We start from the raw sequence: 3,688 nt of genomic DNA on the forward strand, positions 1-3,688 counted from the left end.
CGACCTGTTCCGCGACCACCTGCGCGAGCGCCGGGCCGCAGGGCCGGTGGCCACTACCACGCTGCTCGCGGAGATCCGCGCGATGGGCTACACCGGCAGCGCGAACCTGCTGGACCGTTACCTCAAGCAGGGCCGGGCCGAGTACCCGCTGGCGGATCCCTCGATTCGCCGCCTCTCCGCTTGGATCATGACCGCTCCCGGTCACCTGCGCGACGAACAGCGTGCCCACCGCGACAAACTCACCGCCGCCTGCCCCCAGATGACGGCCGTGGCAGGCCACGTCGCCGCCTTCGCCGAACTACTGACCCACCATGAGCACCCCGGCCAGGAGCCCGCCAACCTCCAGGCGTGGATCGAGGCCGTGACCGCCGACGACCTGCCTGCGCTCCACAGTTTCCTTCAGGGCCTGGACAAGGACCGAGCTGCCGTCCAGGCCGGCCTCGACCTGCCCCACAGCAACGGAGCAACCGAGGGCGTCAACAACAAAACCAAACTGATCAAACGTCAAATGTTCGGCCGGGCCGGGTTCACCCTGCTCCGCCAGCGCATCCTGCTCAACTGACACCATGCGGCCCACTACTGCCTCATCCGATCTTCAGCTACGAAAATCTTGTCTGAGCCGCATATGCGACAGTCCCTCCTCCGGTGAGCATGCCGCTCACCAGCATCCGCCTTGACATCGAGGCTGGTACTCACAGTTCCAGGGACGCATCGCGGGCATCCTGGCTGCTGGACCTCTGTGTGTTGCCATTTAGAGTTGCCCATAATTGCTGTCTTTCCATTCATGCCGCGGTGCGCGATATTTCCGGTGTCGGGAAGATTTGCCAGATTGCCGGGTGTTCCACCCGGCGGCGGACGGCGTCCCGGTGCCGCACAAGGTGTGCAGCCAACGAGAGGGTGGTTGGGTGGAAACTGCACGAACCGCGGCGGAGCCGTAGCCGCTGACCGGCGAGGAACTCGGGGCTTGCGTCGGCGCCGCGAATCCGGCCCGCCCGCTCATTGACTTCGGTGGCCGCGGCGGAAAACTGATCGCCGTCGCGCGGACCGTGGACGTTGCGCCGCCAGTTCCCTTCGACGCTCGGCCTGTTGTGGCAGGACCGCCTGCTCCATCCAGGTGCGGTGGGTAGCTTTCCGGCCGGCGGGTCGTTTCCGATGGCACACGCTGTTCGGCTCTTGAACACCCGCTGGACTCCTGGTCCACGGGCGGATTTCGCCACTTTTTCCGGCGGGAAGAAAGTGGAGTTCCAAAAGCGTCTGGCGGTGTGATCCCCACCGCCATTATTTGCCCTCGATATTATCGGGAAGAGGAAGAACATGGAGAACGTCATCGTCGGTGGGCCCATCGTGGCTCCGAGTCGCCGACTCAAGAATCCGTTGATCGTGGCTTTTCTCGGTGCCACACTTGTCGCGGGTGGCGTAGGTGTCTCCGCCGCCGTGACCGGGTCGCATCCTTCCGGCGTGCCGACGGTTCATCAGTTGGGCCACCCCAACCCCAAGGGCAATAACCCCGGCTCGGGTCCCGCGAAGTGCACGTATATCCCCGGCTACTACCCCGGCGGTCACTGCCCAATAAATTAGCCTCCTGGTGGCCCGGCGGGTCTGCCGTCGGGCATCTGTTCGGCATCCAGTCGACCACCCGACCGGTTGGTTTATTGGTTGGTGACCGTATTCCCGTGCGCCGCACGGGTGGCGCACGGGTGGCGCACGGGAATACAACGGTCTTCCTCGTCGGGCCGAGCTGCTCATGGGTGTCCGTACCAGCTCGGTCTGGCGTGGCCGCTTCTCCGAGGAAAAAATGAACCAGCCGGTCGACCCGTGGCATGCGGCAATCCACCCGCATCACCTGGTGGTACCGCGGCGGGATGAACGCCGCGGCCGGCACCGGCCGGCACGCCATCGTCATCGGCGCCGGGCACAGACCGGCCGGCACCGGCGGTGGTCCCGATCCCGCCTTGCGTCGGTGGCGGTGCTGGCCATTCTTGCGCTGACGCTGCCGGCGATGTGGGCAACCGGTGCGGCGCCTAGCTCACTGCGTGCGCTGCTCCACGGTTCGCTGCCGAGCTGGGGTACGGCGGACAATGCCCGCGACGACCTGCCCGCGGGGCAGGAACTGGACCTGACTGTCAATCTCGCCCTACGGGATCCAGCCGACGCCGAGTCCTTCGCGGTGGCGGTGTCGGACCCGGCGAACGCCCGCTACGGACGTTTCCTCACCCCGGCCCGGTTCAAAACGGCCTACGCCGCAACGGACACGACGGTGAAGACGGTGCAATCCTGGTTGACCATCAACGGCTTCCAGATCGTCTCCGTGTCGCCCACGAACCGGTCTATCCGGGTGCACGGGACCGCCGCCACCGTCAAGGCGGCCTTCCACACCACCCTGAAACTGCAGGTGTACAAGGGAAAGGTGACGCAGGCACCGTCTACGGTGCTCAGCGTCCCCGCCTCGCTGACGGGCGTCATCCTGTCGATCGGCGGACTGACACTGACCAACGCGGACCACACCACCGCGCCACCGGAGCCGGCCTACGTCCGACCCCCGATCTGCTCCCGATACTTCGGCGAGAAACACCCCGCTGACAGCCCGGTGACCGCTGGATTGCCGGCGGCCTATGGCACCCACCCGCCGATGGCCGTCTGCGGCTACACCGCCCAGCAGGTCCGCAGCCTGTACGGAATCGACAAACTGACCTCATCCGGGGTGGACGGCCGGGGCCGCACCGTCGCCATCGTCGGCGCTTACGCCTCCCCGTCAATCCTCGCCGACGTCAACACCTGGGCCGCCCGGCAACACGAACCACTCCTGCGCCCAGGCCAGTTCCACCAATACCTTCCGCCCGCCTTCGGCTACGGCTACCACGACCCGGTTACCGGCGACCTGTGCTCGGAACAGACCTGGTATGGCGAACAGACCCTCGACGTCGAAGCCGTACACGGCATCGCTCCCGGCGCCGACATCAGCTACGTGGCCGCGGCCAGCTGCCAGAGCACCGACCTGATCGATGCCGTGCAGCGGGTCGTCGACGGCCGCCTGGCCGACGTCGTCAGCGCCTCCATCAGCTTCCTTTCGGACGACGAACCCCCCGGCGACATCGCCGCCGCCCACGCAACCTTCGTACAAGCCGCCGCCGAAGGCATCGGCCTGTACTTCTCCGCCGGCGACGACGGCGACAACCTGGTCCACACCAAGGTACGACAGGTGGAATACCCGGCATCCGATCCGCTGGTCACCGCGGTCGGCGGAACAACAGCTGGAATTTCCGAGACCGGATCGCGGCTGTTCGAGCTCGGATGGGAAACCGCCGCGGCCACCTGGACCAACGGCGCATGGACTCCGGCCGCACCCGGCACGTTCCAGGACGGCGGGGGCGGCGGCGTCAGCACCCTGTTCGCCCAGCCGCCCTACCAGACCGGCATCGTGCCGCCCGCCGTGGCCACCTACCTCGGCGGCCGACCCGGCCGCGCGATACCCGACGTCGCCATGCTCGCCGACCCCACCACCGGCTACCTGGTCGGCCAAACCGAACAGTTCTCCAACGGCACCGTGCGATACGTCGAATACCGGCTCGGCGGCACCAGCCTGGCCACCCCGCTGTTCGCCGGCATCGTCACGCTGGCCGACCAGCTGGCCGGCCGCCCCCTCGGATTCACCAACTACACGCTGTACCGGATGGCCAACACGCCCGCC

Annotated in this window: 3 protein-coding genes; 2 read left to right on the forward strand and 1 reads right to left on the reverse strand. The window is 67.0% G+C overall.

The window, feature by feature from the left end:
• Window positions 1-562, forward strand: a 562-nt coding sequence (locus tag U9977_RS08020; protein ID WP_322748559.1) for a transposase, incomplete at its 5' end; no start/stop codon positions are given.
• Window positions 563-782: 220 nt separating this feature from the next.
• Here the strand turns inward: U9977_RS08020 and U9977_RS08025 are convergent.
• Window positions 783-1,343, reverse strand: coding sequence for a hypothetical protein (locus U9977_RS08025; RefSeq protein ID WP_322748560.1), 561 nt, complete (start codon window positions 1,341-1,343; stop codon window positions 783-785).
• A gap of 401 nt (window positions 1,344-1,744) precedes the next feature.
• On the opposite strand from U9977_RS08025, the gene U9977_RS08030 reads away from it, so the two are divergent.
• Window positions 1,745-3,688, forward strand: a 1,944-nt coding sequence (locus U9977_RS08030) for a S53 family peptidase (protein WP_322748561.1), incomplete at its 3' end; no start/stop codon positions are given.

Source organism: Protofrankia sp. Cas8, assembly GCF_963555845.1.
In the GTDB taxonomy this organism is placed as follows: domain Bacteria; phylum Actinomycetota; class Actinomycetes; order Frankiales; family Frankiaceae; genus Protofrankia.